Below are 26,519 nucleotides of genomic sequence, written 5' to 3'. Positions count from 1 at the left end.
AGGGGGAGGTCGGCGAAACGACCATGCACGTCACGCATCTTTCGCTGGCCGACTTCCGCTCGTACGCCCGGGTCGAGGTCCCGCTGGACCCGGGCGTCACCGCCTTCGTCGGCCCCAACGGCCAGGGCAAGACCAACCTGGTCGAGGCGGTCGGCTACCTGGCGACGCTCGGCAGCCACCGCGTCGCCTCCGACGCCCCCCTCGTCCGCATGGGCGCCGAGCGGGCCGTCATCCGGGCGCAGGTCAGGCAGGGCGAGCGGCAGCAGCTGGTCGAGCTGGAGCTGAACCCCGGCAAGGCCAACCGCGCCCGCATCAACCGGTCTTCGCAGGTCAGACCGAGGGACGTGCTGGGGATCGTACGGACCGTGCTGTTCGCGCCCGAGGACCTGGCACTGGTCAAGGGTGATCCCGGTGAGCGGCGCAGGTTCCTGGACGAGCTGATCACGGCACGGTCGCCGCGGATGGCGGGAGTGCGCTCGGACTACGAGCGGGTGCTCAAGCAGCGCAACACGCTCCTGAAGACCGCCGCCCTTGCCCGCAGGCACGGCGGCCGGTCCATGGACCTGTCCACGCTCGACGTGTGGGACCAGCACCTCGCGCGGGTGGGCGCCGAGCTGCTCGCCCAGCGCCTGGACCTGATCGCGGCGCTCCAGCCGCTGGCCGACAAGGCGTACGAGCAGCTGGCTCCCGGCGGCGGCCCGATCGCGCTGGAGTACAAGCCGTCCGCGCCCGGCGAGGCGCACACGCGCGAGGATCTCTGCGCCCAGCTTCTGGCGGCCCTCGCCGAGGCGCGCAAGCAGGAGATCGAGCGGGGCGTGACCCTCGTGGGACCGCACCGGGACGATGTGGTTCTCAAGCTGGGTCAGCTGCCCGCCAAGGGCTACGCCTCCCACGGCGAGTCCTGGTCCTACGCCCTCGCCCTGCGCCTGGCCTCGTACGACCTGCTGCGCGCGGAGGGCAACGAGCCGGTGCTGATCCTGGACGACGTCTTCGCCGAGCTGGACGCCCGCCGCCGTGAGCGGCTGGCCGAGCTGGTCGCGCCCGGCGAGCAGGTGCTGGTCACCGCCGCTGTGGACGACGACGTACCGCATGTACTGGCCGGCGCCCGGTATGCGGTGGCCGACGGCGCTGTGGAGCGCGCATGAGCACCGACGAACCCGCTCCGAAGGACGCGAAGAGCCCGAAGAGCCCGAAGAAGGCTCCGGAACCCTCCGGTGTCGACCTCGCGCGCGTGGCGTTGCGCGCCGCGAAGGAACAGGCACGCGCGCGTGGTGACGCGGCGCGGCAGAAGAAGCAGGCGCGGCGCGGCGGCGGTCTGCGTTCCGGCGCGCGGGCCGACGGGCGGGACCCGATGGCGCTCGGCGCCGCGATCAACCGGCTGATCAACGAGCGCGGCTGGGAGACCCCGGCCGCGGTGGGCGGCGTCATGGGCCGCTGGCCGCAGATCGTCGGCGAGGACCTGGCCAAGCACTGTGTGCCGCAGAAGTACGACGAGGACGAGCGCGTGCTGTCCGTGCAGTGCGACTCGACGGCGTGGGCGACCCAGCTGCGTCTGCTCGCCCCGACGCTGGTCGCCCGCCTCAACCAGGACCTCGGCCACGGCACGGTCCGGCTGCTGAAGGTCAACGGTCCCGGCGGTCCCGCCCGGCGCTACGGCCCCCTGCGGGCTCCCGGGAGTACGGGCCCCGGCGATACCTACGGGTGACGTACCTCACGTCCTACGGCTGCTGCGCGGTGCCGGCACACCCCTGGTCACACCCCCGTGCACAGGCGTGGATCGCAAGCTGACCCCCCAGTAGCCAAGGGTTGACGGCCCGAAGCGCTGAGTGGCGCTGTGAGCCGCTTGGAGCCCCCATCCGTATATCGGGACCCGGCCGAGACCGGTTCAGGGCGGCACATGAGGACTCAGGTACCGGCAAACCCCCATCACTGTCGGCGCTACCGGTAGACTGGAAGCCAATCCCGCCCCAAACGTGGGGACCGTCCGGGAAAAGCTGAGCAACGCTGATCAAGGCTTACCAACGCAACATGCCGCAGCCGCTCCGGCAACCCGCCGACGAGCTCGGCTCGTGCTGTGCCAGAAAGGGCGCTTCGTGGCCGATTCCGGCAACCCCAACGAGAACATCCCGTCCACCGACGCCGGCGTGACCGGCGAGGCCGCAGATTCCGGCGCAGCCTCCGCCTCCTACGACGCCAGCGCCATCACCGTGCTCGAAGGGCTGGACGCGGTCCGCAAGCGGCCCGGCATGTACATCGGCTCCACCGGTGAGCGCGGTCTGCACCACCTGGTGTACGAGGTCGTCGACAACTCCGTCGACGAGGCGCTGGCCGGCTACGCGGACACCATCGACGTGACGATCCTCGCCGACGGCGGCGTGCGTGTCGTCGACAACGGCCGTGGCATCCCGGTGGGCATCGTGCCCTCCGAGGGCAAGCCGGCCGTCGAGGTCGTGCTGACCGTGCTGCACGCGGGCGGCAAGTTCGGCGGCGGCGGCTACGCCGTCTCCGGTGGCCTGCACGGTGTGGGTGTGTCCGTCGTGAACGCGCTGTCCACGAAGGTCGCCGTCGAGATCAGGACCGACGGCCACCGCTGGACGCAGGAATACAAGCTCGGCGTCCCGACGGCCCCGCTCGACCGGCACGAGGCGACGGAGGAGACCGGCACCTCGGTCACCTTCTGGGCCGACCCCGACATCTTCGAGACCACCGAGTACTCCTTCGAGACGCTCTCGCGGCGCTTCCAGGAGATGGCGTTCCTCAACAAGGGTCTGACGCTCAAGCTCACCGACGAGCGCGAGTCGGCGAAGGCCACGGCCGGGGCGGACGAGGCGGGTGCGGACGAGAAGGACGAGGTCAAGACCGTCACGTACCACTACGAGGGCGGCATCGTCGACTTCGTGAAGTACCTCAACTCCCGCAAGGGAGAGGCGGTGCACCCCACCGTCATCGACCTGGAGGGCGAGGACAAGGACAAGAGCCTGTCCCTCGAGGTCGCGATGCAGTGGAACAGCGGCTACAGCGAGGGCGTGTACTCGTTCGCCAACATCATCCACACGCACGAGGGCGGTACGCACGAGGAGGGCTTCCGCGCGGCGCTCACCTCGCTGATCAACAAGTACGCGCGCGACAAGAAGCTGCTGCGCGAGAAGGACGACAACCTCACCGGTGACGACATCCGTGAGGGTCTGACGGCGATCATCTCGGTCAAGCTGAGCGAGCCGCAGTTCGAGGGCCAGACCAAGACCAAGCTGGGCAACACGGAGGCCAAGACCTTCGTGCAGAAGGCTGTCTACGAGCACCTCAACGACTGGCTGGACCGCAACCCGGTCGAGGCCGCGGACATCGTCCGCAAGGGCATCCAGGCGGCCACCGCGCGCGTGGCGGCCCGCAAGGCCCGCGACCTCACCCGCCGCAAGGGCCTGCTGGAGTCGGCGTCCCTGCCGGGCAAGTTGTCGGACTGCCAGTCCAACGACCCGACCAAGTGCGAGATCTTCATCGTCGAGGGTGACTCCGCCGGCGGCTCGGCCAAGTCCGGCCGCAACCCGCAGTACCAGGCGATCCTCCCGATCCGCGGCAAGATCCTCAACGTCGAGAAGGCCAGGATCGACAAGATCCTGCAGAACCAGGAGATCCAGGCGCTGATCTCCGCCTTCGGCACGGGTGTGCACGAGGACTTCGACATCGAGAAGCTCCGCTATCACAAGATCATCCTGATGGCGGACGCCGACGTCGACGGCCAGCACATCAACACCCTGCTGCTGACGTTCCTGTTCCGCTTCATGCGGCCGCTGGTCGAGGCCGGGCACGTGTTCCTGTCGCGTCCCCCGCTCTACAAGATCAAGTGGGGCCGGGACGAGGTCGAGTACGCGTACTCCGACCGCGAGCGCGACGCGCTGCTGGAGATGGGCCGCCAGCGCGGCAAGCGGGTCAAGGAGGACTCGATCCAGCGCTTCAAGGGTCTCGGCGAGATGAACGCCGAGGAACTGCGCGTGACGACCATGGACCAGGAGCACCGCGTCCTAGGCCAGGTCACCCTGGACGACGCCGCCCAGGCCGACGACCTGTTCTCCGTCCTGATGGGCGAGGACGTCGAGGCCCGCCGCGCGTTCATCCAGCGCAACGCCAAGGACGTCCGCTTCCTCGACATCTGAGTCGGTCTCAGCTGACCGCACCAGGAAGGATCTTCACCAGCAATGGCCGACGAGAACACTCCGGAAACCCCTGAGACCGAGGGCGGCGAGACCGTGCTGCGCGTCGAGCCCGTCGGGCTCGAGACGGAGATGCAGCGCTCGTACCTGGACTACGCGATGTCCGTCATCGTGTCCCGTGCGCTGCCCGACGTCCGTGACGGCCTCAAGCCCGTCCACCGCCGCGTCCTGTACGCGATGTACGACGGCGGCTACCGCCCCGAGCGCGGCTTCTACAAGTGCGCCCGTGTCGTCGGCGACGTCATGGGCAACTACCACCCGCACGGCGACTCCTCGATCTACGACGCGCTGGTGCGCCTCGCCCAGCCGTGGTCGATGCGGATGCCGCTGGTGGACTCCAACGGCAACTTCGGCTCTCCGGGCAACGACCCGGCGGCCGCCATGCGCTACACCGAGTGCAAGATGGCGCCGCTGTCGATGGAGATGGTCCGCGACATCGACGAGGAGACCGTCGACTTCACGGACAACTACGACGGCCGCTCCCAGGAGCCGACCGTCCTGCCCTCCCGCTTCCCGAACCTGCTGATCAACGGCTCGGCCGGTATCGCGGTCGGCATGGCGACCAACATCCCGCCGCACAACCTGCGCGAGGTCGCGGCCGGCGCCCAGTGGTACCTGGAGAACCCCGAGGCCTCCCACGAGGAGCTGCTCGATGCGCTCATCGAGCGCATCAAGGGCCCGGACTTCCCGACCGGCGCGCTCGTCGTCGGCCGCAAGGGCATCGAGGAGGCCTACCGGACCGGCCGCGGCTCGATCACGATGCGCGCGGTGGTCGAGGTCGAGGAGATCCAGAACCGCCAGTGCCTGGTGGTCACCGAGCTGCCGTACCAGACCAACCCGGACAACCTGGCACAGAAGATCGCCGACCTGGTGAAGGACGGCAAGATCGGCGGCATCGCGGACGTCCGCGACGAGACGTCGTCCCGTACGGGCCAGCGCCTGGTGATCGTCCTCAAGCGGGACGCGGTCGCCAAGGTCGTCCTGAACAACCTGTACAAGCACACGGACCTGCAGTCGAACTTCGGCGCCAACATGCTGGCGCTGGTCGACGGTGTGCCGCGCACGCTCTCGCTGGACGCGTTCATCCGCCACTGGGTGACGCACCAGATCGAGGTCATCGTCCGCCGGACCCGCTTCCGGCTGCGCAAGGCCGAGGAGCGCGCCCACATCCTGCGCGGTCTGCTCAAGGCCCTGGACGCCATCGACGAGGTCATCGCGCTGATCCGGCGCAGTGAGACCGTCGAGATCGCGCGCACCGGCCTGATGGGTCTCCTGGAGATCGACGAGATCCAGGCGAACGCCATCCTCGAGATGCAGCTGCGCCGCCTGGCCGCTCTGGAGCGCCAGAAGATCGTCCAGGAGCACGACGAGCTCCAGGCGAAGATCACCGAGTACAACGCGATCCTCGCCTCCCCGGTCCGTCAGCGCGGGATCGTCAGCGAGGAGCTGGCCGCGATCGTCGAGAAGTACGGCGACGACCGCAAGACCATGCTGGTGCCCTACGACGGCGACATGTCCATCGAGGACCTGATCGCCGAGGAGGACATCGTCGTCACCGTCTCGCGGGGCGGTTACGTCAAGCGGACGAAGACGGACGACTACCGGGCGCAGAAGCGCGGCGGCAAGGGCGTGCGGGGCACGAAGCTGAAGGAAGACGACATCGTCGACCACTTCTTCGTCTCCACCACGCACCACTGGCTGCTGTTCTTCACGAACAAGGGCCGGGTGTACCGGGCGAAGGCGTACGAGCTGCCGGACGCCGGCCGGGACGCACGCGGCCAGCACGTGGCGAACCTGCTCGCCTTCCAGCCGGACGAGGCGATCGCCGAGATCCTCGCGATCCGTGACTACGAGGCGGCGCCCTACCTGGTCCTGGCCACCAAGGCCGGTCTGGTCAAGAAGACGCCTCTGAAGGATTACGATTCGCCCCGCTCCGGCGGCGTCATCGCGATCAATCTGCGCGAGCGCGAGGACGGATCCGACGACGAGCTGATCGGCGCCGAGCTGGTTTCGGCCGACGACGATCTCCTTCTGATCAGCAAGAAGGCGCAGTCGATCAGGTTCACCGCCTCGGACGACACCCTGCGCCCGATGGGCCGCGCCACCTCCGGCGTCAAGGGGATGAGTTTCCGCGAGGGCGACGAGCTTCTCTCGATGAATGTTGTTCGACCCGGTACGTTCGTGTTCACTGCGACGGACGGTGGGTACGCCAAGCGGACCGGCGTCGACGAGTACCGCGTCCAGGGTCGCGGCGGCCTCGGCATCAAGGCCGCCAAGATCGTGGAGGACCGTGGTTCTCTCGTCGGGGCGCTGATTGTCGAGGAGAGCGACGAGATCCTCGCCATCAGCCTGTCCGGCGGTGTGATTCGTACGCGAGTCAGCGAGGTCAGGGAGACGGGCCGTGACACCATGGGCGTCCAACTGATCAACCTGGGCAAGCGCGATGCCGTGGTCGGTATCGCACGTAACGCCGAGGCGGGGCGCGAGGCGGAGGAAGTCGACGGCGACGTGGCCGTGGACGAGGCCGCCGAGGGTGCCGCGACCACCGGCACGGACGAGGGTGAGGCGCCCTCGGCCGAGTAGGCACGAGGAGTGAGTCATCGTGAGCGGAGCCACGGGCGCCGGATCGGCCGGTACCTCCACGGGTACGGAAACGGGCGGCGGCGGCCGTGGCTCAGCCGCGAGCGCCAGGGGTGCGGGTGACCCGCACACGACCCAGCTCCGCAAGATCGACGCAGGCAAGGACGGCTCACCCTCGACCGACACGCATGGATCCCAGGGGGGAACTGTGACGGACACCCGCGGCGCCCAGACCCAGCCCGGCTCGGCCGACGGGCATCAGGCGTCCCCGCTGCCCGGGGAGCGGCGCTCCGAGCAGCCCGCCGGGCCCTACCACCCGCCGCAGGCCTATCCGGCGCAGGCCCCGGCCGCCGGCGTACGGCGGCCGCGCACCGGTGCGAAGACGGCGCCGCGCACCCGCAAGGCCCGGCTGCGCGTCGCCAAGGCCGATCCGTGGTCGGTCATGAAGGTCAGCTTCCTGCTCTCCATCGCGCTCGGGATCTGCACGATCGTCGCCTCGGCGGTGCTCTGGATGGTCATGGACGCGATGGGCGTGTTCTCGACGGTCGGCGGCACCATCTCGGAGGCGACGGGCTCCAACGAGGCGAACGGCTTCGACCTCCAGGCGTTCCTCTCCCTGCCGCACGTCCTGACGTTCACGACGATCATCGCGGTCATCGACGTCGTCCTCGCGACGGCGCTCGCCACCCTCGGTGCGTTCATCTACAACCTGTCCGCGGGCTTCGTGGGCGGCATCGAGCTGACGCTGGCCGAGGACGAGTGATCCCACCTGTCGCCCTGCGCCGACGGTCCTGCGACAACCGATTTTGGGACTGCCCCCCTCGTGCGCTAATCTTCAGGAGTCGGCGCGCGGGACACACACCGCAAAGCGCGGCGGGGCTATAGCTCAGTTGGTTAGAGCGCATCCCTGATAAGGATGAGGCCACAGGTTCAAATCCTGTTAGCCCCACAGAACGAAGACCCCTGGTCCACTTGGACCGGGGGTTTTTGCATGCGCGGACGAGTGCGGGGACACGTGCGGGGATGCGCGCGTGGATGCCTGCAGGGATACGTGCGAGGGATATGCACAGGGGATACGTGCAGGGATGCGCGCCCGGTTGCATGCAGGGATTCCGCTTTACGACACGAAAAAAGGCCCGACCGCTGGCGACGGGGGATGCACCAGCGATCGGGCTATGGCCAAGGGTAACAAGGTTGTACGGGTTTCGGGGAGGCAACGGGAGGTTTTGACGGGGTAGTTGGCTGATCTTGATCGGTCAGCGGGGGCACGGAGGGTCGTACGACAGGCGTGTCAGGTACTCGCGCCACTTCTGCGGGGTCAGTACGTTGCGGGTGACCGAGCAGATGTGCCGGATGGCCTCGTCGGCGTTCAGGGGCCACAGACGGACCGTGTCCGCGCCGCTGGACACCCCGAGCACACGGCTGTTGGGGCTGAAGGAGAGGAAGTTCCCCGTCTTGGCGTACGGGCTCATCGACTGGCCGATGGGTTTGGCCGAGGAAGGACGGGTGACGTTCCAGAGCCGGATCGTGTTGTCGTCGCCGCCGCTCGCCAGGACCCGGCCGTCCGCGCTGAACGTCAGCGAGGTGACCGCCTCGGTGTGGCCGGTCAGGGGGGAGCCGAGCGCACTCGCCGCCCTGGGGTCGGTGACGTCCCAGAGCCGTACGGTGTCGTCGTCGCTGCCACTGACGAGGGTGTGCCCGTCGGGGCTGTAGGCGAGGGCGTTGACCGGGGCGGAGTGGTCGGTGAGCGGCTTGCCGAGCGGGGTGACGCGGGCGGGGGCGGAGACGTTCCACAGCCGGATGGTGCGGTCCGCGCTGCCGCTGGCGAGGGTGTGCCCGTCGGGGCTGAAGACGAGGGCGTTGATGTAGCCCCGGTGCCCGGAGAGCGGCTTGCCGAGCGGGACGGCACGGGCGGGGTCGGAGACGTTCCACAGCCGGATGGTGTGGTCGCCGTAGACGGTGGCCAGGGTCCGTCCGTCCGGGCTGTACGCCAGTGCGTGGGTGCCCGCGAAGCGGGTGCGCAGGGTGAGGGGCGGCCCGGTGAGGACCGGATGGCCCGGATCGGCCACGTTCCACAGGGACAGCATCGCCTTGCCGTTCAGGACGGCGAGGGTACGGCCGTCGGGGGAGAAGACGATCGAACGCTGGCCGCCGTCCGCTTCCATGAACGGCCTGCCCAGCGCCACGGGCCGGTCGGGCGCCGCCGCGTTCCACAGCCGGATCCTGCCGTCGCGCGCGGCCGTGGCGAGCACCTTGCCGTCCGGCCGGAACGCCCCGCTGCGGCCGATCATGTCCGACGTCGGGATGGACCACAGGCGGACCTTGCTGTCGCCGCTGCCGGTGGCGAGGGTGCGCCCGTCGGGACTGAACCCCAGGGCGTACATCTCGCCGCTGCTGCCCGTGAGCGGCTCGCCGACCTGGGAGGGGGACGTGGGATCGGCGACGTTCCACAGGCTCGCCGTGCTGTCCGCGCTGGCGGCCGCGAGCCGTCTGCCGTCGGGGCTGAAGGCCACGGACCAGATGGGGCCGGTGTGGCCGGTGAGCGGCGAGCCGAGCGGTGCCGCGCGCTGCGGATCGGAGACGCTCCACAGCCGGATGGTGTCGTCCGCGCTGCCGCTGGCCAGGGTGCGCCCGTCGGGGCTGAAGGCCACCGAGTGCACGAGGTCCGTGTGGCCGGTCAGCACCGTGCGCAGGGGCTCGGGGTGGCGCGGGTCGGCCGTGTTCCACAGCCGGATGGTGTTGTCGTCGCCGCCCGCCGCGAGGGTGCGCCCGTCGGGGCTGAACGCCACGCAGCGCACCGCGGCGGTGTGGCCGCCCAACGTGACGAGCGGCTTCGGCCGGCGCGGGTCGGCCACGTTCCACAGCCGGACCGTGCGGTCCTCGCTCGCCGAGGCCAGGGTGCGCCCGTCCGGGCTGAAGGCGACCAGGTAGATCGTGCCCGTGTGGCCGGTCAGCGGTGAGCCGATCGGGGACGGGCGGGCGGGGTCCGTGACGTCCCACAGCCGGATCGTGCCGTCGTCGCCCGCGCTGGCCAGGGTGTGGCCGTCCGGGCTGAAGACCGCGCTGCTCACCCAGCTGGTGTGGCCGGTCAGGGGCTTGCCCAGCGGCCTGGGCCGGCCGCGGTCGGCCACGTTCCAGAGCCGGACCGTGCGGTCGTAGCTGGCCGTGGCCAGGGTCTTGCCGTCGGGGCTGAAGGAGGTCAGGTAGACGGCGCCGGTGTGGCCGAGCAGCGGGGTGGCCAGCGGCGCGTTCACGATCGAGATCAGACGGCTGTACGTCCCCTCGTCGTCCGGCCGAAGGTCGTGGGCCACCAGATCGAGCTGGGCGGCCAGCGACGGATCCGTGTGCTGGGCCCGGTCCGCCTCGGCGAGCACCTGTTCGAACAGGGCGTCGTCCCGCTGCTGCCACGCGACCACCGCCGAACCCGCGGCCAGCACGGCGAGCACCACCAGCGCCGCCACCGCGGCGCGGCTGATCAGGACCGTGCGCCTGCGCAGCCTGACCGAGGCGGCCAGGAACTGCACCGCACTGCGGGTCAGATAGGTGTCCCCGGCGGACTTCGCCCAGCTGCGGGCCTGTTCCAGGCGCGAGCCGCGGTACAGGAGCGAGTTGTCCCGCTCCGAGACCTCCCAGGCCCGGCCGTCCTCCTCCAGCCGCTGGCGCAGCAGATGGTCGTTGCGGTTGTCGTCGATCCAGTGGCGCAGCCGGGGCCAGGCGTGCAGCAGCGCCTCGTGGGTGATCTCCACGGTCTCCGCGTCGAGGGTCACAAGCCGGGCACGCACCAGCGCCTCCAGCGACTCCTCGGTCTTGCCGGGGTCCGACGACTCCTGCGCCAGCTGGCGGCGCGTGCCCCGTCTGCGCGTGGCCTGGGTGTCCTCGCCCAGCCGGACGAGACGCAGCAGGAGCAGCCGGGCGGCCGTGCGGGCGGCGGGGTCGAGGCCGGACCAGGCGCGCTCGGCGGTCGCCGCCACCGCGCCCTGGATGCCGCCCGCCGCGCGGTAGCCCGCCAGCGTCAGCCGGCCCGCCTTGCGGCGCTGCCAGGTGGCGAGCAGGGCGTGCGAGAGCAGCGGGAGCACTCCGGAGTCATGCGCCCCGCGCGGGCCGTCGGCGCTCACCTCCCGCACGATCAGCTCGGCCAGCCCCGGTTCCAGCTCCAGGCCGACGGCCTTGGCTGGGCCGGTCACCGCCTCGCGCAGCTCCGCCGTGGTCAGCGGGCCGAGCACCATGTGCCGGTGCTGCAGCGCGTCCGCCAGCTCGGGATAGCCGAGGCACTGCTCGTAGAAGTCGGCGCGGATGCCGAGGACCACCAGCACGGGGGCGGGACCGCCCGAGTCGGTGGCCGGGGTGCAGGCCGCGTGCAGGAACTGCAGGAAGGTGCGCCGGTCCGCCTCGTCGGCGCAGAGGGTGAAGGTCTCCTCGAACTGGTCCACGATGAGGACCGGCCGGGAGGCCGGGGAGGTGTCGGCGGCCGGGGAAGGGCCGGTGGCCGGGGAGGACACGGTGGCCGGGCGCACGGCCACCGGTGCCTCGGTCCTCGGCAGGACCGCACGCGGGGAGGCCTCGTCGGACGCCGGGGCGCCCGACGACTCCTCGTCGGACGGCTGCCCGGCCGGGGACGCCTCCCGCCGTGCCCATGCGGTGACGGCCTCCCGCACCCCACGGGCGAAGCGCGGGGCGTCCGACCCCGGCGCCGCGGGGTTCCGGGCCGCCTCCTGCTCGGCCCTGCGGGCCTCGGCGGCCAGTGCGGCGAGTTCCGGGATCCGGCAGGTCAGCTCGCCGAGCGGGTCGGCGCCCGGCACCAGCTGGAGCACGGCGCTCGGCCGGCTGTTCCCGTCCCCGAGCGCACCGTCCTGCACCGCGGGCACCAGACCGGCGTTCAGCAGCGACGACTTCCCGGCGCCCGAGGCGCCGACGAGCATGATCAGCCCGCCCGTCTTCTCCGCGGCCCGCAGCTGGGTGACGAGGGCGTCCGTGCTCCGCTCCCGGCCGAAGAACCACCGGGCGTCCTCCTCGCGGTACGGAGCGAGCCCCCGGTAGGGGCACACACCGCCCGCGACGGGCGGGGCCTCGGCCGTCGGCGGCTGCTCCTCCGCCGCGGGCACCGCCGGGCGGTCGCCGGCCGGATCGGCGACCGCGCGCTCCCACAGACGCTGCCACTGGGCGAGGTCGTAGAGGCCGGCGGAGACCGGAACAGGCCGCAGGCGGCGTGCCTCGGGGACCAGGATGTGCAGGACGGCCGCGAGGGCGGCGAACTGGGCGGGCACGTTCTTGGCCCGCCGCCAGTCGCTGATGCGCTGGGCGGACACCCGCACGGGCCGGCCGCGCTCGTCCACCCGCTGCAGCCGTACGACCGCCTCGGAAACGCTCTTCAGAGGAGGATTTCCAGCCTCCTTGTACAGCAGTGCGAGGCGCTCGGCGAAAGCTGTGCGTGCCCCTGAGTCGGAACCCAAGGCCCCACCCCTTACTTCCCCCCGCATCTGGATGTCCGGACCGGAAAACTCACCCTATACGGCTGACCTGCGGATAAGCCCGGGACCGGACGCGGGAATCTCCCCCTCCGAGGTGACAGGTGGCAGGATCACGTCCCGGTGGCGAGCCCGTCACACGGCGTCCGGACAGGCCACCGGCCCGGTGCGCAAAAGACGGCGGGTGGCGCCGATCGTTCTCGGACAACTTCCGCCGACGACCTCGAAGGCATCGCAGGCACCGACGACAGCGCAGACACGGGAGCCGACCCGGACACCGACGACAGGTGACCGGACCGGCCATGGGCCCGGCCCTCCTGCGATGCCGTCGGCGCGGTTGCTTCGGTCCGTGCCGACCCGCCGACGCGGCACGGTTCGAGACCACCAGCTCCGTCCGGTACCGGTCCCCACGTGGGGAGGGACCGGTGCCGGACGGGCCGGTGAACTACGCCCCGGGCCCCCGGGAGATCCATCCTGCCGCGTGTGCCGCTGCCGCGGCGCGCCGCTCGGCCTCGTCGGCGGCGGCGTTCAGCGACGCGTCCCTGCCCCGTGCCGTGCCGCCCGCGGCGGTCGCGGCCGCCTGGGACGCGGCGAGCGCGGCACGCAGGGCCGATGCCGAGGCGGAGGAAGCGGCGGCGGCCGTGGTGCCGGGCTCGTCCGCGGTGTCCCGTGCCGCGGCCACCTGGGCGGCGAGGGCGGCAGCGGCGGCGGCGTTCCGGGCGCAGCGCGCGTCCGCCGCGGGATCGGGTGCACCAGCGGCCAGGGCGGCGATGGACCCGGCCGACAGGCGCAGCGCGCCCGCGGCCCGGCCGACGGGGCTCGTCGGCACGATCTGGGCGTCGTCCTGGCCGACTCCGGCGTGCCGGCAGGTGGCGGCGGCGCGCTCGTACGCGCTGCGCGCACGGTCGGCGTGGGTCCTGCGCAGAGCTGCCAGGGCCGCTGCCGACGTCGAGGTTGCTGCCACTGCCTCTTCCAGTCCGCTCATCTTCGGTCTCCCTGTGGGGGTGTCCGGGGCCGGGCGCGGGCAGGGTGCCACGCCGGCCGTGAAGAGGCCAGGGGCACCGGCCGTCTGGAAAGCTGACGGTCCGTCAGATATGGTCGCCTCACCGGCCGTTCCCGAAGGGGTGAGTGCCATGGTGAAACGTCCTGAATGCCCGCAACCACCCGGTGTGCCACGCTGGGTCGCGATGTTCTACCAGCCGGCGCAGGCCTCCTGGCACCTGGGTGCGGAGTCCCCCGACCGGGCTCCCGTGCTGTACGCCGTGGGCGACATGGCCCAGACGGTACGGGCGCGCGGCGACGAGGTGACGGTCGCTCTGTGGGGTCCACGGGACGGTGCCTGGCAGCGGTTCGACACCCCGGCCGGCCGGGCGGCCGCCCCCGCTGCGCAGCCAGCCCCCGAGCACCCCGAGGAGCCGGTCGGGCTGGCGGAACGCCTTGCGGGCCGCCGGCACCAGGTGCTCATGGCCGGCCTGAGCAAGGCGGGTCTGTACGACCTCTCCTCCGAGGACGAGGAGGCGGTGCGCACGCTCGTCGAACGGCTCGACGAACCCGCCGTCCGCCGCGTCGCCCACTGGCTCTCGGCCGCAGCCGGCGAGGGGCTCGGTCGCTGATGACGCCGGTGGCCGCGAGCCGCAGCCGCTGATGACGCCGGTGGCCGCGAGCCGCAGCCGCTGATGACGCCGGTGGCCGCGAGCCGCAGCCGCCCGCACGCCGCTGGCGGCCCGGCCCGGTTCGGTGTGCGGTCCGCCGGGCAGGCACGTCCTGGAGGTCACCGACGACTGGAGGACGTATGAAGGTGTCCGTCGACCGCACCGCGTGCTACGGCTCCGCCGAGTGTGCGCACCGGGCGCCGTCCGTGTTCGCGTTCGAGGACGGATACGGCGTGGTCCGGCCCGGCCGGGAGCGGGCCGCGGACGATCCACCGGTGCGGGAAGCGGTGCGGGAAGCGGTCGAGAAGTGCCCCTCGCAGGCCATCGTCGTGACCGAATGAGCCCCGGTACGCCGAATGAGCCCTGGTACGCCGAATGAGCCCCAGTCCCCAGTGGGACGGGCCCACTCGCCCCCCTCGGCGGGCACACTCGCCCCCCCCGGCGGGCACACTCGCCCCCCCGGCGGGCACACTCGGCCCCTCGAAGGAGACCCGCGCCCGCGCCCCGGCCTCCCTGGCAGCCGCTCGGGGCCGTCGGAAGATCCGCCCTCAGCCCCGTAGGAAGGTCCGGCGTCAGACCCGTCGGCATTCACCACCTCTGTCGGCATTCACCACCTTTCCAGACGGGTGGTGAAGAGCAACTCCGTGCGGTCGCCGGGCAGTACGACGTCGGAGACGTCCACGACACGGCCGCCGGTGTCGTACGACGTCTTGCGGAGCAGGATCACCGCAGCCCCGGCCGGAAGTCCCAGCTCCCGTACTTCCTGCGGGGTCGGTTCCCGCGCGGTGAACCGTTCCTCCACGCGGTCGATCTCGACGCCCACGGTGGAGAGCTGGTGGGCTGTGCCGCCGGGCCAGGGCTCCCTCGACGCGTCCAGGAGGTCGGGGTTGGCCGCTGCCACGGCGTGCAGGAGATATGAGGTCACGAGGCTGAAGGGGGCCGTCTCCGCCGCGTACCGCGTCCGGTAGGTGCGTTCCAGGAGCGGCGTGCCCTGGGGCACGCCGAAGGTCTCGGCCAGATCGCCGAGTGCCTGGACCGTGCGGTAACGCGCGAAGAAGACGAGGTCGCCCGGTGTCAGCCCGGTGTCGTGCTCCGTGGCCCCGGTCCCGGCCCGCGTGCCGGACGACTGCAGGGCCCGGTTCTTCTCCCACTGGTGTCGCCGGCTGTCGCGCACCACCCGGGTGCGAGGACGCCGTACGAACGTGTCGCGCCCGTGCGGCCCGTCGTCCGCGATCTCCTCGTAGGCCCTGGGCACCCGTCCAGGCTACGACCGGGCGCGCGGACCCGGCGAGTCGGGACGTGCGGCGTGTGCAGGCCCCCTGGCAGCGCGAGCCCCTCGCAGTGCGAGCCCCCTCGCAGTGCGAGCCCCCGAACAGTGCGAGACCCCCGAACAGTGCGAGCCCCCCGAACAGCGCGAGACCCCCGGCCCAACCCGGCCGGGGGTCTTTTCCGTGTCGACTGTGCTGCGTACGCAAGTCGCCGTGAAGTCGAAACGTCCGCGGTGCTGCGTGCTGCCGTCGTGCTCAGCAGGCGAGAGGGGCTGTGGACTGGTCCTCGGCTTCCGTCGCGGCTTCCGTCCGGTTGAGGCTGCTGCGCCGGCAGCTGGGCGACTTTCCATGGGCCTCGGCCCGGATCCGCTGTTTCATCGTGGGGGGCAGGAGGGCCCTGGCATGGGACCAGGCCCAGTGGTTCGTCACCGGGATCGTGGGGGCCGTGCGCTGCACGCTGTCGTTGCTCGGAGCCTCGGTCCGGGTGGCGGCCGCCGCGTCGGTCGCGGTGATGAGGCCGAGCGCCGTGAACAGCGCGAGGAATGCGGTGACGATGGCGGTCCACAGCTTCATGACCTTGTTCTGGGTCATGGCCCCTCACTTTCGGGTTGGGCGATTTGCGTACTTTGTTCATGATGTGTATGGGGGCTGGGAAGTGGTGGACCGACGCTCGTGGCGCGTCGATGTTCAGATCAACACCACTCGGATGGGTGCAAGAAGGTCGGAAAACCCGTAAAGCCAGGTGAGGACGAGCGAAGAGGGAGCAAAGTCACGGTCCGTGGGGGTGTGATCACCCTCCGATCGGAACGGCGCCGACCTCGCCTAATGTGCTTCCGGAGGCCGGAGTTGGGGCCCCACGCAGGTCACCGATCGATATCGGTCGGTGTGTATAGTCGGGCGGCAGAGGTCCCCTACGTCAAGGAAAGACGAGGTCGCGCGGTGAAGAAGCTGCTCCTGGTCGCACTGGCCGCCATCGGCGGGCTCCTCGTGTACCGCCAGATCCAGGCGGATCGCGCCGAGCAGGACCTGTGGACGGAGGCGACTGACTCCGTGCCCACGGGTTCGTGAGTACCGATCCAGAATCTGATCAGACCCCGACCGCCCTTGCGGTCGGGGTTTTGTGTTGCCCGGACGGCGCAGGAGCCGCGTGCCTGTGCCCCGTGTTGCCGGTTCCCGGCGGGTGGTGTACGAGCACGGGGCCGTGACCCGGGCACGGGGACGGGCGGGACGGCCGTTTCGGACGGCCGTACGGATTCCACGGATGGTGCAGGGCCGCGCGGGGCAGGATGGGCCACGGCCGGGAGCGCAGCGACAGGGGGTGGCACGTGCGGGGGCGTGGGCGAACGACGTGGCGGCGGCGGGCCGGCCGGCCGGCGGGTGCCGGAACCCGGGTAGCGGTCGTGACCGCCGTGCTGTGCGCCGCTGCCGTCCTGCCGGGCGGGACGGCGGCCGGTGTGCAGGACGGGACCTACGCGTTCGCCCCGGACGCCCGGGCGGTCACGGGTACGGCGAGCACCACCGGCGCAGAACGGCTGGAGCCCGGCCGTGCCTACCGAAGCTCCCTCCCGAGGAACGGCAAGCTCTACTACCGCCTCGACCTCGCCGCCACGGCCACGGCGTACGTCCCCGTCACCGCCGTACCCCCCGCCCACACCACGGTCGCGGCCACCGACGGCATCCGTGTCTCGCTCAAGGACGCGCACGGCAGTTCCTGCACCTTTTCCTCCGCACGCTTCGGCGCCGGGCTGAGCCCGCGTCCCGTCACCGCCCTGGCGCGGCGCGAGGCGGGCGGGACGCTGTGCCAGGGCGCGGGGACGTACTACGTCCTGGTGGAACGCGTCGAATCCAGCGGTACGGCGGGCTCCGGTACGGCAGGCTCGGGTGCCGCGGGGTCGGGCTCGGCGGGCTCGGGCTCGGGTTCGGGCTCGGCGCAGCGCTGGGATCTGGAGATCGCGCCCGTCACGGAACCGCGCCTGGCCGGGGCCGGATCCACCAGCGCGCCCGGGACCTGGGACTCCGCCTCCCCCGATCCCCTTTCCGGGACGGCCCGCCGCCGGTCGGGCGGCGCCGGCTTCGCCCAGGCCCGCCCGCTCGGCCAGGGCGTCTGGCGGACCGACATGACCCCCGGCCAGACCCTCTTCTACAAGGTGCCGCTCGACTGGGGCCGCCGGGTGAACGCCGTCGCAGAACTCGGCGGTTCCGCCCAGGGCCAGGGGTATGTGGGTGGCGCCCTGAACCTGTCGCTCTACAACCCCGTCCGCGGGCTCGTCGACGACGCGTCCCTCGGCTACACAGGGACCCAGAAGCCCGTTGCCCTCGGCCCGCTGCCTCCCGTGGAGTACCGCAACCGGTACACCGTGCTCAGCGCGCAGAGCGCGATGCGCTTCGCCGGCGACTACTACCTGGTCGTGCATCTCAGCGAGCAGCTGGCCCGGACGTTCGGGACCGGGCCGTTCGCGGTGACGCTGCGGGTACGGGTCGGCGGGCAGGCGCACGACGGGCCCGGGTATGCCGGGCGGCCCGTGCCGGCCGGCGTCTTCACGATCACGGACGAGGACCGGGAGGCGGCGGTCACCGGGGTCACCGGGGGCGGTGACACCGCAATGAAGGTGCTCGCGGTCGGCGGGATCGGCGCCGGGACCGCGCTGCTGCTCGTGCTGGGCGTGTGGACGGTGGCGGCCCGGCGGGCTCAGACGCGGGTCAGCGCCCAGAAGCCCACGGCGTAGCAGGCCAGCGCCAGAAGCAGGATCGGGATCGCGGCCTTCGCCGGAGGGCCGGGGCGGCGACCCACGCGCCGTGCCCTGCGGCCGTGCGCGGGGCCCGGCCGGCGGGGCTGCGCCGGAGCGGGAACCTGCGCGTCCCGGGCGGTGTACGCGGCAGTGGAGGCGTCGCCGCGCGTCCCGGCCTCCGGGACGGGGAGCGGCGGGGCCGCCGGGGCCGGGTGCCGGCCGGCGTACGGCTCGGGGGAGGACCGGGGATGCGCGGGGGCGTGCGGGGGGCCGGCGGCAGGGATTGTGGCGGGGGTGGGCGGCTGCTCGGCGGGGTGTGGGCCGGGCCGGGCGCCGTACGGTGCCTGCCGGTTTTCTTCGTACGGGTGGCGGGGGGCGTACGGCTGGGGGCTGGGGGTCGGCTGCGGGGGCGGGAGGTGGAAGCTTCCGGTGTCCGACATGGGGGACGGCACGGAGTGCTGCGCCCCGTCGCCGCCCAGGCGCGGATCGACGGGCACGGCGGCGGAGGCGGGCCCCGCCGTACTGCCTGTGCCCTCGGCGACGGCGCCGGCTTCAGCGTCGGTGGCGGCTTCAGCGGCGGGGGCGGCTTCGGGTCCGCCCGTGGACGGCCGTCCCTCCCGTACTCCGGAGGCGCGCCGGAGCGGGCCGTCGGGTCCGAACCCGGGCGGCAGCGGCCCGAGTTGGTCGAAGATCTCGATCAGCTCGTCGTCGGGGCCGGGCTCCGGCAGGAGTTCCGCGGCCGAGGCGAGGGCCTTGCGCGCTCCCGTGGCCGTGCGGAACCGGGCTGCCGGATCGGGCTGGAGCAGAGTGGCGACCACCTGCCACAGCGGGTCCGGAATGCTCTTGGGCGCTCCGGGAGTCCCGTGCTCCACGAAGTACTCGACGATTGCCTTGGCGTCGGGCTTGGCGCCCTCCAGCAGATACAGGGCGACCAGACCCACGGCGAACAGGTCGGCGGGGAAGTCCGGTTCGGACCCCAGCAACTGCTCGGGCGCCAGATAGCCGGGCGTGCCCACCACGAGGTTGGTCTCCGTCAGACGGGGCTCACCGAACCGCATGGCGATGCCGAAATCGGACAGCCGGAGCCGCGGCCTGCCGGTGCCGGTGGCTTCGAGCAGCACATTGGCGGGCTTGACGTCGCGGTGCACGACGCCCTCCGCGTGGACGGCGGCGAGACCGGACAGGAGCTGGTCGAGCAGGGTGCACACGTACACCGGCGGCAGCGGGCCGTAGTCGCCGACGAGGTGGACCAGCGAGCCGCCCCCGACCAGGTCCATGGTGAACAGGACCTTGTCGTCGTCGGCGGCCCAGCTGGCCGGGGCGAGGACGTGGGGGTGGTCGATACGCAGGGCCTGTTCGCGCACGAAGCGCAACAGCGAGTGGGCGTCGCGCTGTTGGAGCACCTTGGCGGCCACATACCGCCGCCTGCGGTGGTCCCAGGCGCGCCACACGGCACCCGCGCCGCCACGTCCGATCGGGTCGGCCAGCTCGTACCGGCCGGCGAAGACCTCACCCATGACAGTCCGCCGCTCCTCCCCCTAGCCCCTCGTTTCCCCCTCTTCCCCCTGGCCGAGCGATACGACCCCTCCCCCGTGCCCTGAACGGGCTGCCCTCGGCCCGACCCCCGGACCCCCCGCGGAGCCGGGCCCTTGGGTCAGTTCTGGTGGGACTGGTAGTGCGCGACCGCGTCGGAGGTGCGGCCGGCACCGTAGACCCGGAGGAACTCTGCCAGCTCGGGGTGGGTCGGGGCGAGGGAGTCGGCAGCGTCGATGATGTCGCCGGCGGCGGCCACCGAACGCAGCAGCGACTGGATCTCGCGCACCACGCGCTTGACCGTCGGTGCACCCGAACTGCTAGTCGTCTGCGTGGTGTTGCTGAGCACGGATCCCCCCTGTGACTTCTTGATCTCGTCCATGCGGTCGGTGGCCTCGGCCGCGCTGACGCTGCCGTCCGCGACCTGCGCCGCCAGGTCCTGCAGCAGCTGCACCCGCTGGACCACGGCAGGATTGCCGATCTTGGCGCGCTGGCCGCTCATCAGCTGCGACAGCATCGGAGCCGACAGGCCCAGGACCGCCGCGAGACGGGCCTGGTTGAGCCCGAGATCGTCGATGAGCTTACGGAAGAGCGCCCCCAGCGGCTCCCCGTACCAGTTCCGCTGCAGCTCTCGCGCTCTCGCGGTGGCTTCCTGCTGTGCGGCGTCCATTGCGTCTCCCCATCGCTTCCCCTAAAAACCGCGGTTCGCTGTAGCGAACCATGTCGAGCATCTTACGGAGAGTGGTCATCCGGGGGGACCCCCAATCTTTTTGCGGGATACGGGGGGTGACCCGGTAGTCTGGTCAGCGGCACGCGCCGGGTACGCGATACCTTGGCCGTTGCCTCCCTTCCGGGGCCTTAGCTCAGTTGGTAGAGCGCCGTCTTTGCATGGCGGATGTCAGGGGTTCGACTCCCCTAGGCTCCACGCGATACGACCCCTCTGACCTGCGGAAACGCGGTTGGAGGGGTCTTTTTTGTCCTCCTGGCCGCCGTGTCGGCGAACGCCTGCGGAGGCCCGTGCCCGCAAGGCTTCGGGGCGGCGCCCTCGTCCCTGCGGATCCCCCGGCGCCGGGGGACGTCCGCGGTGCTCGCGGCGGGCTCGGTGGCGGACGGAAGCGGCAGGAGGGGCGTGGGAGTCCGGCACCGGGCGGCTGAGCGACGGTCAGCCCTCCTGCTCACGCGCGGTCGTCGGTGCCGAGCTGCCTCGTGGTGCGGTCGTCGTGTACGGCGATCGGACGGCCTGCCGGGTCCCGGACCGGCTGGACAGCGATGGTGCGGAGCGGAGGAATACCGCTCGAGGAATTTGTTTATCCCTGAACTTCGGCCGGGTATTAGGATTTCTTCTGGGGGCTATCCGAAGTCCTTGTAGAAGAAGGGCGGGGTGGCGGAGACGCGGTCGGTGATCGTCCTGGTTCTGCTACGGAATAATCGCTACCTGTCCCGCCCCTGTCACAGTCGGGCAGCAGACACGTGATCTCCCGCTTTCGCCCGGGTCAATCGAATCGCCGAAAACCCGGTCATTGGTATCCTTGGCTGTTCAGCAGGTCGAACGGGGGAAAATCCAGTGACATATGAACCGGGTTCGCCGGACAATCTCTCCACGCTGGTGAAGGGCTGGCGCAGACGCCTCACCCGGGATCAGATCCCGGAACTGAGGAGGAGTCGTCAGGCCAGGTCAAAAATGGTCAGCCAGGAGGACATGGCGCAGATGACCGGTGTCAGCAGCGTCTGGTACGGGAGGTTCGAACGGGGTGGAGCGGCGCAATATTCGGAAGACTTCCTGAACCGTGTCTCCTGCGCCCTGAGGCTCGACGAGGCCGAACGGAAGCTGCTGTTCCTGCACGCGGTCGGCTGGGAGCCGACGAGCCCTGCGAATTGCCGGGAAACCGGCGTCACCGACGGAGTCCGGCGACTGCTGGAACTCCAGCCCTGGCCCGCGTACGCGTCCGACACGGCCTGGGACGTCATTTACCAGAACCAGGCCTTTGGTGAATGGTTCCCCTCCGGGGTCGCCGACCAGAACATCGCCAAGGAGGTGTTCGCTCCCGACACCGGCAGACGCATTCGCTTCCACAACTGGGAGCGGGACTGGGCCGGGCCGATGCTGGCCCAGATGCGGATGGCGCAGGCCCGCCACCCGGAGAACACCCGGCTGAACACGGTGGTCGAGGAGATCCTCGAAACCAGCGCCTGCGCACGCCGGCTGTGGCGCGAGCACCGGGTCGTCGAGCACGCCGACGGCAACCGGCGCGATCTGTTCTGTGCGGACGAGGAGACGCCGACGACGATCGAGATCGTCATGACCTCCCCGCTGGGCAACGGGGAGTTGCGGCTGGTCTCGCTCATCCCGGTGCAGCCGCACGAGGGCCCCAGGTAATAGCGGCAGTGACCGGCGTTGCCCCGGACGGGGCCGGGACGGCGCCGGTCACCGGGCCGGCAGCCTGATTCACCAGGAGGGGGCTTCCGGGAGCGGTCCGCCGTACCAGTGTTCGATCATCATCCGGGCGATCGACACGTCGGACGGCAGCGCCACCGCCCCCTCGGCCATCGCCTCCCGCAGCTGAGCCCGGGAGAACCAGCGCGCCTGGGCGATCTCCTCGCCGTCCACCGTGATCTCCGGATCCGTGGTCCGCCCGAAGAAGCCGATCATCAGGCTCGCGGGGAACGGCCACGTCTGGCTCCCGGCGTACTCGACCGAGTCCGCCCGGACGCCCACCTCCTCCCGCAGCTCCCGGCGCACCGCCTGTTCCAGGGACTCGCCGGGGTCCACGAACCCCGCCAGCACGGACCAACGGCCCTCGTCCCACGCCGCGTTCCGGGCCAGCAGACAGCGGTCCTCACCATCGGTGACCAGCATGATCACCGCCGGGTCCGTACGCGGGAAGTGCTCCGTCCCGCAGGACGGACAGCGCCTCATGTGCCCGCCGAAGGCGAGGTCGGTGGAGTGCGCGCAACGCGGACAGAAGGGGTGGGTCCGGTGCCAGGCGTCCAGAGCCACGGCGTGGACCAGCAGCCCGACGTCCCTGGCGGTCAGGAGCGTCCCGATCTCACGGAGCCCTGCCTCGCGAACGCCGGGGGCCCGGTAGGACTCCAGGTCGGGCACCGAGACGGCGAAGTAGTCCACCCCCGCGGTGTCCGAGCCGAGGAAGTACCGCATCCCGTCGGGTGCCGCCGAGGCCGGCAGCAGGACGATTCCGACCTGCCCTGTTCCGTCCTCGGCCACCAGGGTGCGGTCCTTGGCCACCAGTGCCACCCGGGTGCTCTCCCGGAGCCAGGCCGCACCCAGCCGGGCCTCGTCCGTCCGGTGCTCCCCGGCGCGGTCCACCGTGGCCCGGGACAGCGCCGGCTCCGGCAGCCCGGCGAAGACTGCGGTCCGCACTACGCCTCCGTCCCCGAAGCGAGCATCTGCACCGTCAGCTCGGCCACCCGTGCCGCGGAGGCGGGGTTCTGCCCGGTCACCAGACGGGCGTCCGCCACCGCGTTCTCGGCCCACATCGCACCGGTGCGCACCGTGGCCCCGCGCTCCGCCAGCCGCGTCTGCAGGAGGAACGGAACCACCTCGGCCAGCCCCATCGACACCTCCTCGTCGTTGGTGAAGACCGCGACCTCCTTGCCGTCGACGAGGTGAGTCCCGTCGGAGAGCCGCAGATTCACCAGCGCGGACGGGCCGTGGCAGACCGCCGCCACCACACCACCCTGCTCGTACACCGCCGCCGCGAAGGCGGTCAGCTCGGTCGCGTCCGGGAAGTCCCACATCGTCCCGTGCCCGCCGACGAAGTACACGGCGGCGTAGTCCGAGGGATCGAGCCGGTCCGCAGTGGGGGTGTCGGCGAGCTTCGCGGCCACCGCCGGATCGGCCAGGAACCGGGCCGAGTCCTCGTCGTCGGGTTCGAAACCGTCCAGCGGCGACGAACCGCCGCGCACGGAGACGAAGTCGACCTGGTACCCGGCCTTGGTGAAGACCTCATGGGGATGTGCCGCCTCCGGCACGTAGAACCCGGTGCTGCGGCCCGTGTCTCCCAGCTCGCCGTGGCTGGTGAGTGCGAGAAGGACCTTCGCGGACGAAGACGAAGTCATGGCCTACCTGGGGGAGGGGACGGTGGGGGTGCGGTCGGAGCGGCGTGCGCCCCAGGGACCACGCCGTGGAGTCGAAGAGGGCGAGGACGTGTCGGCCCACCGGGAGGCCGGGGACCGCCGGGAGACCGTCGGTGCGGCCGCGGCCCGGGAGGGGGCGGCGGGGCTCCCCGACGGCGTCCGCCGGCCGGCGGCACCGGGCCGCACCGACGGCGTCCGCCGTCGACCGGCAGGGGCAGCGGCCGTGGCACCGGTGCCCTCCGGTCGGCCGTTCGCGGCCGGTGACTGCAGGACGCGGTCCGCGCTGGCCGGGTTCAGTGCCATCGGGATGTCCTGAAGGACCGCCAGCCGCATCAGCGCCTGCACATCGGGACTGTGCGGGTGCAGGCCCATCGGGTCCCAGAAGAAGATCATCAGATCCACCCGGTGATCGACGATCATCGCGCCGATCTGCTGGTCCCCACCGAGCGGACCGCTGGCCACCCGTCGGACGTCCAGCCCGTACCGCTCTGCCAGCAGGGTGCCGGTGGACTCGGTCGCCACCAGCTCGTGCTGGGCGAGTTCGCGGTACTGACGGCCGACCCAGTCGACCATCACATTCTTCATGCCGTCATGCGCGATCAGCGCGATTCGCATGTCACAAACCCCCGTTGGTGAAGTCGGTGCTGTGCACCGCGACCGTGTCCGGCGCCGTCGCAGTCCCGATGAGTGGTCGCCGTGCTCATCGGCCCTCCGTCTGCTCCGGCGCCCACCGCCTACACCGCGTAGCCGTACTGGGCGGGCCAGTTCGACTCGGCGTCGAGCTTGGCCGCGGCGTACTGCGGCCAGTACGGATTGCGCAGCAGCTCGCGGCCGAGCAGCACGACATCGGCCCTGCCCTCCGTGAGGATCTCCTCGGCCTGCCACGGCTCGGTGATCTTGCCGACCGCGCCGACCAGCATCGAGGTCTCGCTGCGCACCTGCTCCGCCAACGGAACCTGGTAGCCGGGACCGACCGGGATCCGGGCGTCCGGGGCGATGCCTCCGCTGGACACGTCGAGCAGGTCGATGCCGTGCTCCAGCAGCTCCCGAGCCAGCCGCACCGTGTCCTCGCCGGTCCAGCCCTCTCGGTCGTCCCGGGTGTCCTCGCTCAGCCAGTCGGTGGCCGACGTGCGGAAGAACATCGGCAGGTCGTCCGGCCAGACCTCGCCCACCGCATCCACGATCTCCAGGGCGAGCCGGATGCGGTTCTCGAAGGAGCCGCCGTAGGCGTCCGTGCGCCTGTTGCTGTACGGCGAGAGGAAGGAGTTGAGGAGGAAGCCGTGGGCCCCGTGAATCTCGACGGCCTGGAAGCCTGCCCGCAGCGCCCGCTTGGCCGCATGGGCGAAGTCCTTGACGATGTCCGCGATCTGGCGTGTCGTCAGTTCGTCGGGCGCCGGGTAGTCACCGAACGGTACCGGGCTCGGCCCCACCGTCTGCCAGCCTCCGTCGGCCGGAGCGACCGGCTTCCCGCCATGGAAGGGCGCCGCCGTCGAGGCCTTGCGTCCGGCATGGGCCAGCTGGATCGCCGGAACGGTGCCGTGCTCCAGCAGGGAGCCGGTGATCTTCCGGAACGCCTCCTCCTGGCGGTCGTTCCACAGCCCGAGGCAGCCGGGGGTGATCCGGCCCTCCGGGGTGACCGCGGTCGCCTCGACCATGATCAGGCCGGCCCCGCCCACCGCGCGGGTGGTCAGGTGCGTGGCGTGCCAGTCGTTGGGCACTCCCAGCTCGGGCCCGCTGGAGGCCGCGGAGTACTGACACATGGGAGCCATCCACACACGGTTGGGGATGGTCAGGTTGCGAAGTCTGATGGGCTCGAAGAGTTTGCTCATGATTGGCCTCCTTGGAGTGACGGTGGACGAGACCCGAAAGTGGTCCGGGCCGGGGCTCAGTGCCCCATGCCGAGGCCGCCGTCGACGGGAATGACTGCGCCGGTGATGTAGGCGGCTTCCGGTGAGGCGATGAAACGCACGACCGGGGCGATCTCACCCGGCTCGGCCATCCGCCGCAGCGGGACGTGTCCGCAGATCTCGTCCCTGCGCTCCTGGGAGAGCACGGCTGTCATGTCTGTCGCCACGATGCCCGGCGCCACGATGTTCACGGTGATTCCGCGACTGCCCAACTCCCGGGCCAGCGAACGGCCGAAACCGACCAGGCCCGCCTTGGCCGCCGCATAGTTGCACTGGCCTGCCTCACCGGACATGCCGACCACCGACGAGATCAGCACGATCCGTCCGGATCTGGCCCGCAGCATCGCTCGGCCGGCACGCTTGACGACCCTGAAGACCCCTCCGAGGTTGGTGTCCAACACGGCACCGAAGTCCTCTTCGTCCATCCGCAGCAGCAGCCTGTCCCTGGTGATCCCGGCATTGGCCACCACCACCTCGACCGGCCCGTGCTCCGCCTCGACCTCGGAGAAGGCGCGGTCCACGTCGGTTGCCGACGTCACATCGCAGCGAACTCCGAAAAGCCCCTCGGGCGGTTCGCCCGAGCGGTACGTGACGGCAACCCGGTCACCGTTCGCGGCGAACTCCCGGGCTATCGACAGCCCGATTCCGCGATTCCCGCCAGTGATGAGAACTGAGCGTCCCACAGTTTTCTCCCTTGCCTGTCGTGCGCGCGGCCGCCATCCATCCGGATGGCTCCCCCGCCGGCGCCGACAAGTCAGAGAGTAGAGAAAAAGATCAACAACTCGCACTTCCGAAAGTTCCGGTTGTGAGCGCGACGGTCCGCACATCCCGCGTCACCGCGGTCCCGCATCCCGCGCCACGCAATCCGGCGACCGCTGCCATGACCTCATCCGGCCCGAGCGGCTGACAAGTTGACAACCCGTGCGACGGTCTTTTTCACTGGCCCTCCGAGCACCGGGGGTACATGGCTGCAAGGAATGGGCCCCGCTCCGGCCGACGATCGTGCGCGATGCACCCGTCGCCCCGCATTCGGCGGGCTCCGATCCGTTGCCCGCAGGCCAGGTGCTCAGCCCGAGTCCTCC

Annotated in this window: 21 protein-coding genes and 2 tRNA genes; 12 read left to right on the top strand and 11 right to left on the bottom strand. The window is 71.2% G+C overall.

Going from position 1 to position 26,519, the window contains the following annotated elements:
• Window positions 1–23: 23 nt before the first annotated feature.
• The 6 genes from recF (at window position 24) to AB0H32_RS10240 (ending at window position 7,737) form a co-directional block, all read left to right on the top strand.
• Window positions 24–1,145, top strand: coding sequence for a DNA replication/repair protein RecF (gene recF, locus AB0H32_RS10265; protein WP_361117245.1), 1,122 nt, complete (start codon window positions 24–26; stop codon window positions 1,143–1,145).
• Window positions 1,142–1,705 (top strand): DciA family protein, encoded by a 564-nt coding sequence (locus AB0H32_RS10260; protein WP_361117242.1) that lies wholly within the window; start codon window positions 1,142–1,144, stop codon window positions 1,703–1,705. Before recF ends, AB0H32_RS10260 begins: the two co-directional genes overlap by 4 nt.
• Window positions 1,706–2,069: 364 nt before the next feature.
• The gene (gene gyrB, locus AB0H32_RS10255; RefSeq protein ID WP_361117239.1) at window positions 2,070–4,151 is read left to right on the top strand and encodes a DNA topoisomerase (ATP-hydrolyzing) subunit B; all 2,082 of its coding nucleotides are present in this window, start codon (window positions 2,070–2,072) and stop codon (window positions 4,149–4,151) included.
• Between the two features lie 42 nt (window positions 4,152–4,193).
• The gene (gene gyrA, locus AB0H32_RS10250; protein ID WP_361117236.1) at window positions 4,194–6,791 is read left to right on the top strand and encodes a DNA gyrase subunit A; all 2,598 of its coding nucleotides are present in this window, start codon (window positions 4,194–4,196) and stop codon (window positions 6,789–6,791) included.
• Between the two features lie 19 nt (window positions 6,792–6,810).
• Complete coding sequence (locus tag AB0H32_RS10245; protein WP_361117233.1) at window positions 6,811–7,551, top strand: DUF3566 domain-containing protein; 741 nt, start codon at window positions 6,811–6,813, stop codon at window positions 7,549–7,551.
• A gap of 112 nt (window positions 7,552–7,663) precedes the next feature.
• Window positions 7,664–7,737, top strand: a tRNA-Ile gene (locus tag AB0H32_RS10240).
• A gap of 307 nt (window positions 7,738–8,044) precedes the next feature.
• On the opposite strand, the gene AB0H32_RS10235 is transcribed toward AB0H32_RS10240, so the two are convergent.
• Window positions 8,045–12,265 carry an AAA family ATPase gene (locus tag AB0H32_RS10235; protein ID WP_361117230.1) on the bottom strand — a complete coding sequence of 1,407 codons (4,221 nt, stop codon included), beginning with the start codon at window positions 12,263–12,265 and terminating at the stop codon, window positions 8,045–8,047.
• Between the two features lie 433 nt (window positions 12,266–12,698).
• Window positions 12,699–13,238 carry a hypothetical protein gene (locus tag AB0H32_RS10230; RefSeq protein ID WP_361117227.1) on the bottom strand — a complete coding sequence of 180 codons (540 nt, stop codon included), beginning with the start codon at window positions 13,236–13,238 and terminating at the stop codon, window positions 12,699–12,701.
• Window positions 13,239–13,440: 202 nt separating this feature from the next.
• Between AB0H32_RS10230 and AB0H32_RS10225 the strand changes: the two genes are divergently transcribed.
• On the top strand, window positions 13,441–13,866 hold the full coding sequence (locus tag AB0H32_RS10225) for a hypothetical protein (protein WP_361117225.1): 426 nt from the start codon (window positions 13,441–13,443) through the stop codon (window positions 13,864–13,866).
• 179 nt (window positions 13,867–14,045) lie between these two features.
• Window positions 14,046–14,246, top strand: a complete 201-nt coding sequence (locus AB0H32_RS10220; protein WP_361117222.1) for a ferredoxin — start codon at window positions 14,046–14,048, stop codon at window positions 14,244–14,246.
• A gap of 266 nt (window positions 14,247–14,512) precedes the next feature.
• Here AB0H32_RS10220 and AB0H32_RS10215 read toward each other — a convergent pair whose 3' ends face one another.
• Both AB0H32_RS10215 and AB0H32_RS10210 read right to left on the bottom strand, forming a co-directional pair.
• Complete coding sequence (locus AB0H32_RS10215; protein ID WP_361117219.1) at window positions 14,513–15,160, bottom strand: UTRA domain-containing protein; 648 nt, start codon at window positions 15,158–15,160, stop codon at window positions 14,513–14,515.
• A 268-nt stretch (window positions 15,161–15,428) separates the two neighbouring features.
• A complete protein-coding gene (locus tag AB0H32_RS10210; protein ID WP_361117216.1) occupies window positions 15,429–15,764 on the bottom strand; it encodes a DUF6344 domain-containing protein in 336 nt (111 codons plus the stop codon).
• Window positions 15,765–16,112: 348 nt separating this feature from the next.
• Between AB0H32_RS10210 and AB0H32_RS10205 the strand changes: the two genes are divergently transcribed.
• Both AB0H32_RS10205 and AB0H32_RS10200 read left to right on the top strand, forming a co-directional pair.
• Window positions 16,113–16,241 (top strand): DLW-39 family protein, encoded by a 129-nt coding sequence (locus tag AB0H32_RS10205; RefSeq protein ID WP_003999697.1) that lies wholly within the window; start codon window positions 16,113–16,115, stop codon window positions 16,239–16,241.
• A gap of 332 nt (window positions 16,242–16,573) precedes the next feature.
• A complete protein-coding gene (locus AB0H32_RS10200) occupies window positions 16,574–17,899 on the top strand; it encodes a hypothetical protein (RefSeq protein ID WP_361117213.1) in 1,326 nt (441 codons plus the stop codon).
• On the opposite strand, the gene AB0H32_RS10195 is transcribed toward AB0H32_RS10200, so the two are convergent.
• Both AB0H32_RS10195 and AB0H32_RS10190 read right to left on the bottom strand, forming a co-directional pair.
• Window positions 17,863–19,419: a serine/threonine-protein kinase gene (locus AB0H32_RS10195; RefSeq protein ID WP_361117210.1), complete on the bottom strand. Its 1,557-nt coding sequence runs from the start codon at window positions 19,417–19,419 to the stop codon at window positions 17,863–17,865. The genes AB0H32_RS10200 and AB0H32_RS10195 overlap by 37 nt on opposite strands.
• A gap of 137 nt (window positions 19,420–19,556) precedes the next feature.
• Entirely contained in the window at window positions 19,557–20,105 is a 549-nt protein-coding gene (locus AB0H32_RS10190) for a DNA-binding protein (protein WP_361117207.1), read from the bottom strand.
• Between the two features lie 182 nt (window positions 20,106–20,287).
• Here AB0H32_RS10190 and AB0H32_RS10185 point away from each other — a divergent pair.
• A tRNA-Ala gene (locus AB0H32_RS10185) sits at window positions 20,288–20,360 on the top strand.
• A gap of 639 nt (window positions 20,361–20,999) precedes the next feature.
• A complete protein-coding gene (locus AB0H32_RS10180; protein ID WP_361117204.1) occupies window positions 21,000–21,812 on the top strand; it encodes a helix-turn-helix transcriptional regulator in 813 nt (270 codons plus the stop codon).
• A gap of 69 nt (window positions 21,813–21,881) precedes the next feature.
• On the opposite strand, the gene nudC is transcribed toward AB0H32_RS10180, so the two are convergent.
• From nudC to fabG, 5 genes are all read right to left on the bottom strand, one after another.
• Complete coding sequence (nudC, locus tag AB0H32_RS10175) at window positions 21,882–22,814, bottom strand: NAD(+) diphosphatase (RefSeq protein ID WP_361117201.1); 933 nt, start codon at window positions 22,812–22,814, stop codon at window positions 21,882–21,884.
• Entirely contained in the window at window positions 22,814–23,512 is a 699-nt protein-coding gene (locus AB0H32_RS10170; protein WP_361117198.1) for a type 1 glutamine amidotransferase domain-containing protein, read from the bottom strand. The genes nudC and AB0H32_RS10170 overlap by 1 nt, the downstream gene beginning before the upstream one ends.
• 3 nt (window positions 23,513–23,515) lie before the next feature.
• The gene (locus AB0H32_RS10165; RefSeq protein WP_361117195.1) at window positions 23,516–24,145 is read right to left on the bottom strand and encodes a methylglyoxal synthase; all 630 of its coding nucleotides are present in this window, start codon (window positions 24,143–24,145) and stop codon (window positions 23,516–23,518) included.
• Between the two features lie 119 nt (window positions 24,146–24,264).
• Window positions 24,265–25,359 carry an NADH:flavin oxidoreductase/NADH oxidase gene (locus AB0H32_RS10160; RefSeq protein ID WP_361117192.1) on the bottom strand — a complete coding sequence of 365 codons (1,095 nt, stop codon included), beginning with the start codon at window positions 25,357–25,359 and terminating at the stop codon, window positions 24,265–24,267.
• 56 nt (window positions 25,360–25,415) lie between these two features.
• Window positions 25,416–26,120: a 3-oxoacyl-ACP reductase FabG gene (gene fabG, locus AB0H32_RS10155; RefSeq protein WP_361117189.1), complete on the bottom strand. Its 705-nt coding sequence runs from the start codon at window positions 26,118–26,120 to the stop codon at window positions 25,416–25,418.
• Window positions 26,121–26,519: the final 399 nt, after the last annotated feature.

The organism is Streptomyces sp. NPDC020362 (assembly GCF_040642095.1).
In the GTDB taxonomy this organism is placed as follows: domain Bacteria; phylum Actinomycetota; class Actinomycetes; order Streptomycetales; family Streptomycetaceae; genus Streptomyces.
Note: the sequence above shows the minus strand (reverse complement) of the source record. Positions and strands in the feature narration are given on the sequence as shown.